Raw genomic sequence first — 5,632 nt, 5'->3', positions numbered from 1 at the left:
GCGGTGGTCAGGATGCGGGTCGCCTGCGGCTGCCACGACTGCAGCGTGTCCAGCGCCTCGAGCGAGCGCGGCTTGTTGCGCTTGACGGCGGGCTTGGCGCTGGAGGTCTTCATCTTCCAGATCACCAGGCCGCCCACCAGCACCAGGGCGGCGATCAACAGCAATTCCATCTCGAGGTCCAGGTCCGTGTTGGAGGGCAGCGCAGATCTTGGCGGTCCGCGCGCGCGGGGTCAATCATTGTGCCGCCTGCCAGGCGGTTGCGGCGTGTTACAGGCCCACCGGTTCGGGGTGGGATGTGACAAGTCGTCTCAAACGCGCGTCTCAGCGCAGGCCCCCCGGGCCGCCCAGGCCCTTCATGCCGCCCATGCGCTTCATCATCTTCATCAGGCCGCCGCCCTTCATCTTCTTCATCATTCCCTGCATCTGCTCGAACTGGTTCAGCAGCCGGTTGACCTCCTGCACCTGCACGCCGGCACCGGCGGCGATGCGGCGCTTGCGGGTGGCCTTCAGCAGCTCGGGCTTGCGGCGCTCCAGCGGGGTCATCGAGTTGATGATGCCCTCCATCCGACGCACGTCGCGTTCGGCGCGGTCCATGTCGGCCTGGCCCAGGTTGCCGGCCTTCGCGGTCATCTGGGCCGGCAGCTTGTCCATCAGGCCCGACAGCCCGCCCATCTTCTTCATCTGGCTGATCTGCGACAGGAAGTCGTTCAGGTCGAAGTTGTCGCCCGACTTCAGCTTCTCGGCCAGCTTCTGCGCCGCCGCGACGTCGACGCCCTTCTGCACCTCCTCGACCAGCGCGACGATGTCGCCCATGCCCAGCACCCGGCCGGCATGGCGCTGCGCGTCGAACACCTCCAGCCCGTCGATCTTCTCGCTGACGCCGGCGAACTTGATCGGCGCGCCGGTCACCTGGCGCACCGACAGCGCCGCGCCGCCGCGCGAATCGCCGTCGGTCTTGGTCAGCACGATGCCGGTCAGCGGCAGCGCCTCCTTGAAGGCCTTCGCGACGTTGACCGCGTCCTGGCCCTGCATCGCGTCGACGACGAACAGCGTCTCGACCGGCTTCAGCTCGGCGTGCAGCGTGCGGATCTCGTTCATCAGCTGCTCGTCGATCGCCAGCCGCCCGGCGGTGTCGACCAGCAGCACGTCGAAGTAGTGGCGCTTCGCGTGGTCGAGCGCGGCGCGCGCGATGTCCAGCGGCTTGTCGGTGGCGCTCGACGGGAACCACTCGGCGCCGGCCTGCTTCGTCACCACCTTGAGCTGCTCGATGGCCGCCGGGCGGTACACGTCGGCCGAGACGGTCAGCACCTTCTTCTTGCGCTTCTCGATCAGGTGCTTGGCCAGCTTGGCGGTGGTAGTGGTCTTGCCGGCGCCCTGCAGGCCGGCCATCAGGATCACCGCCGGCGGCTGGGCCGCGAGGTTGATGTCGGCGATGCCTTCGCCCATCGTCGCCGCCAGTTCGCGGTTGACGATGCCCACCAGCGCCTGCCCCGGCGACAGCGAGCCCACCACCTCGGCGCCGAGCGCCTTCTCCTTCACGCGGGCGATGAAATCGCGCACCACCGGCAGCGCCACGTCGGCTTCGAGCAGCGCCATGCGCACCTCGCGCAGCATGTCGGTCACGTTGCTGTCGGTGATGCGCGCCTGGCCGCGCATCGTCTTGACGAGCCGGCTCAGGCGATCGGTGAGGGTGGAGGCCATGGGATCGGCGGGCGCGAAGGACGCGGCCCGCGAAAGTACACTGTGGACCATGAGTTTATCGCCCGGGGTTGCAACGCATTGAGCACACCGTCGACATGGATGCTGTGGGTGCCCAGCGCGGCGGCCCTGCTGGCCTACGCGGCGGCGGTGCTGCTGAATGAGCGCGAAAGGGCGGGCGGCGGTGCCGCGCCGCGCCGCGCGCTGATCGCCGGCTGGGTCGCGCACGCGCTGGCCATCGTGGTCGACATGGCCGGCATCGGCAGCGCCGTCTCCGGCGCCCGCTTCGGCTTCGCGCCGGCGCTGTCGGCCACGTTGTGGCTCGTGATCGCGGTCTACGCGGTCGAGAGCCGCTGGGTGCCGCTGCCGGGCGTGCGCCGCTGGCTCGGCCTGCTCGGGGCCGCGGCGGTGGTGCTGGCGGCGATCTTCCCGGGCGAGTTCCGGCCGCAGGCGGTGTCGGCCTGGGCGCCGCTGCACTGGGCGCTGGGCATCGCGTCGTACGGCCTGTTCGGCGCCGCGGTGCTGCATGCGGTGATGCTCGACACCGCCGAGCGCCGCATGCGCTCCAACCTGCGCGCCGCCGCGAACGCCGGCATGCCGCTGTTGCAGCTCGAGCGCCTGACCTTCCAGTTCGTCACTGCCGGCTTCGCGCTGCTGTCGGCCACGCTGCTGCTCGGCTGGTGGTTCTCCAATCCCTGGCGCTGGGACCACAAGTCGACGCTGTCGGTGCTCGGCTGGCTGGTCTTCGCCGGCCTGCTGGTCGGCCGCCAGGCGCTCGGCTGGCGCGGCCGGCATGCGATCCGCTGGCTCTATGCCGGTGCGTTGCTGCTGCTGCTCGCCTATGTCGGGTCGCGCTTCGTGTTCGAAGTCGTCCTGCACCGCACGACCGCCTGAGGGCCGCATGGGAAAGTTCATCGTCCTGCTCGTCGTGGTGTTCCTGATTGTCTGGCTGGTGCGCGGCGGCCGGCCGGGGCGCGCGGCCCCGCCGACACCATCGGCGCCACCGCCGCCCGCCAATGCCTCCGCCGTGCCGGACACCATCGTGGCCTGCGCGCACTGCGGGCTGCACCTGCCGAAGGCCGATGCGCTGCCGGGCCGCGGCGGGGTGTTCTGCGGCGAAGCCCATCGCAGCGCGTTCGAACGCGAGCACGCGCCCCGATGAGCAGCGCGCCGCCCAAGCCCGAGCGCCGCCGCAACGACCGCCGCTCGAACGTGCGCGCGACGACCCGGCCCAGCCAGGAGTCCTGGTTCGGCGCCCTCGGCGAGGACACCCAATCCCGCGACAGCTGGGTCGAGGACGATTCGCGCTACGACGGCAACTGGCAGGCCGCGCAGGCGGCCCAGGCCGACAGCAACTTCCTGACGCGCCAGGCGCGGCGCCTGATCGGCTCGGGCCAGACCGCTTTCCAGCGCATCTACGGCGCCTTCATCAGCGCCCGCGCGGCGCTCGGCGTCGCGCTGGTCGCGACCCAGGTGGTCGCGGCGATCTTCGGCGTGAAGCCGCCGTGGCCGGTGGTGGCCGTGAGCCTCGCCTATGCGGCGCTCGCGCTGTCGATGTGGGTGCTGCCGCGCTACCGCCGCTCGGCCGCGCCGCGCCAGCTCGCGCGGCTGCGCAGCCCGCAGTGGATCTCGACGATCGGCGTCGACATCGTCTGCTTCGGTGCCTTGCACTGGATGTCGCCGGCCGCCGGCCTGAACTACGTCGCGCTGCTGGTGCTGCCGGTGCTGATGGCCGGCGTGCTGACGCCACGGCTGATGGCGCTCGCGACCGCCTCGGTGGTCACGCTGTCGCTGCTCGGGGTCGCCTGGCTGTCGGTGCTGGCCGGCGGGACCGACGTCACCGCGCTGATGACGCAGGCGGGCCTCGCCGGCAGCGGCTTCTTCGTGATCACGCTGCTGGCCGGCGAGCTGGCAGGGCGCCTGGCGCGCGAAGAGCTCACCGCGCGCGGCAGCCTGGAGCTGGCGCGCCAGCAGGCGCAGCTGAACCGGCTGGTGATCGAGGAGATGCAGGAGGGCGTGCTGGTGGTCGACCAGCGCGGCCGCGTGCGCACCGCCAACCCGGCGGCGCGCGCGCTGCTGGCGCCGAGCGGCGTCTCGCGCGAGGCGCCGTTCCAGCTGCAGGGCGTCGAGGCCTGGGGCGAGCTCGTGAAGGCGGTCGAGCGCGCGTTCGCCGAATCGACCTGGCCCGAGGGCGGGCGCGACGTGGTGCTCGATTTCGAATCGAGCCCGCCGCGCACGCTGCGGGTGCGGGTGCGCTTCACCCGGCGCCAGGCGCCCGACCCGAGCGAAGCGCTGTGCGTGCTGTTCATCGAGGACGTGCGCAGCATGCAGGCGCGCACCCGCCAGGAAAAGCTGGCCGCGATGGGCCGGGTGTCGGCCGGCATCGCGCACGAGATCCGCAACCCGCTGGCCGCGATCTCGCAGGCCAACGCGCTGCTCTCCGAAGACGCGACCACCGCCGTCCAGCGCCAGCTGACGCAGATGGTCACCGAGAACGTCGGCCGGCTGAAGCGCATCGTCGACGACGTGATGGAAGTCACCCCCAGCGAGGTGCACGACGGCGGCCCGATCGACGCGACCGCGCTGGTCGCCGCCATCTGCAGCGAATGGGCGCGTGCCGCCGGCATGCCGATCGGCGGCGACAGCCTGCTGCGCGTCAAGCTGCCCGACGAGGCGCTGGGCGTCGTGTTCGACCCGGAGCACCTGCGCCGCGTGATGGTCAACCTGCTCGACAACGCGAAGCGCCATGCGCAGCCGATGCCCGGCGGCRTGCGCCTGACGCTGTCGGCACGCGACGACGTGCACGTGGTGCTGAGCGTCACGAGCAACGGCGAGCCGATCCCGCCCGAGGTCGAACGCTACCTGTTCGAGCCTTTCTTCTCGACCCGCAGCCGCGGCACCGGCCTGGGCTTGTATATTTGCCGGGAACTGTGCGAGCGCTACGGCGCGCGCATCGATTACCGGCTGCGCGCCGCCAGCGAGCCGAACCGCAACGAATTCTTTGTCGCGATGCGGCGCAAACCCCTGGCGGGCACCGAAGCGCCCGAGACCCGATTGCACCTCACATCATGAGTTCGCCTTCCCACTTCAGCCTGCTGGTCGTCGACGACGAACCGGACCTGCGCACGTTGTACGAGCTGACGCTGTTGCGCGAGGGCTATGACGTCGAGACGGCAGCCACCGTCGACGACGCGCTGCTGCACCTGAAGGACCGCACGTACAGCGCCGTCATCACCGACATGCGGCTGCCCGACGGCACCGGGCTCGACCTGCTGCGCCGCCTCGAGGAGGGCAACCGGCGCGAGAAGGCGATCGTGATCACCGCGTACGGCTCGGCCGAGAACGCGGTCGAGGCGCTGAAGGCCGGCGCCTACGACTACCTGACCAAGCCGGTCGACCTGAAGCAGTTCCGCGCGGTCGTCGCCTCGGCGCTCGGGCGCAGCGCGGCGACGGTGCCGACGATGGTGCCGTCCAGCCTGCCGTCCGAGAACGGTGCGCCGCCCGTCTCGCCCGGCAACGCCAGCGCGGTGACGGCCCGCCCGGTCGCATCGCTGCCCGCATCGGCGCCCGCGCCGGCCCACGCCGGCCCGGTCAGCCAGGCGCTCGCGCGCATGGCCGGCCAGTCGCAGGCGATGCAGCAGGTGCGCCAGCTGATCGACAAGGTGGCACGCAGCATGGCGCCGGTGCTGGTGAACGGCGAATCGGGCACCGGCAAGGAGCTGGTGGCGCGCGCCATCCACGAGATCAGTCCGCGCACCGGGCAGCCCTTCGTGCCGGTCAACTGCAGCGCCATTCCCGAGCAGCTGCTCGAGGCCGAGTTCTTCGGCTACCGCAAGGGTGCGTTCACCGGCGCCAACGAAGACCGCGAGGGCTTCTTCCAGGCCGCCAACGGCGGCACGCTGTTCCTCGACGAGATCGGCGACCTGCCGCTCGC

General features: G+C 71.2%; 5 protein-coding genes. 4 read left to right on the top strand and 1 reads right to left on the bottom strand.

Annotation, left to right across the window (positions count from 1 at the left end; all coding sequences use genetic code 11):
* Positions 1-321: 321 nt before the first annotated feature.
* Positions 322-1,701 (bottom strand): signal recognition particle protein, encoded by a 1,380-nt coding sequence (gene ffh, locus AC1D12_RS22965; protein WP_465112858.1) that lies wholly within the window; start codon positions 1,699-1,701, stop codon positions 322-324.
* Between the two features lie 99 nt (positions 1,702-1,800).
* Between ffh and AC1D12_RS22960 the strand changes: the two genes are divergently transcribed.
* The 4 genes from AC1D12_RS22960 to AC1D12_RS22945 all read left to right on the top strand — a co-directional run.
* On the top strand, positions 1,801-2,592 hold the full coding sequence (locus AC1D12_RS22960) for a cytochrome C assembly family protein (RefSeq protein WP_477843066.1): 792 nt from the start codon (positions 1,801-1,803) through the stop codon (positions 2,590-2,592).
* A gap of 7 nt (positions 2,593-2,599) precedes the next feature.
* Positions 2,600-2,860: a PP0621 family protein gene (locus AC1D12_RS22955; protein WP_465112856.1), complete on the top strand. Its 261-nt coding sequence runs from the start codon at positions 2,600-2,602 to the stop codon at positions 2,858-2,860.
* A complete protein-coding gene (locus AC1D12_RS22950) occupies positions 2,857-4,770 on the top strand; it encodes a sensor histidine kinase (RefSeq protein ID WP_477843064.1) in 1,914 nt (637 codons plus the stop codon). Before AC1D12_RS22955 ends, AC1D12_RS22950 begins: the two co-directional genes overlap by 4 nt.
* On the top strand, positions 4,767-5,632 hold an 866-nt coding region (locus AC1D12_RS22945; RefSeq protein WP_477843062.1), incomplete at its 3' end, for a sigma-54-dependent transcriptional regulator. The genes AC1D12_RS22950 and AC1D12_RS22945, both read left to right, overlap by 4 nt.

Source organism: Rhizobacter sp. P1_G5, assembly GCF_056405435.1.
The sequence above is the reverse complement of the archived record's forward strand: the minus strand, read 5'-3'. Positions and strand labels throughout refer to the sequence as shown.

Bases quoted from the DNA above. Each gene is read 5' to 3' on its own strand.
- ffh (WP_465112858.1), bottom strand. From the start codon at position 1,701: ATGGCCTCCACCCTCACCGATCGCCTGAGCCGGCTCGTCAAGACGATG.
- AC1D12_RS22960 (WP_477843066.1), top strand. From the start codon at position 1,801: ATGCTGTGGGTGCCCAGCGCGGCGGCCCTGCTGGCCTACGCGGCGGCG.
- AC1D12_RS22955 (WP_465112856.1), top strand. From the start codon at position 2,600: ATGGGAAAGTTCATCGTCCTGCTCGTCGTGGTGTTCCTGATTGTCTGG.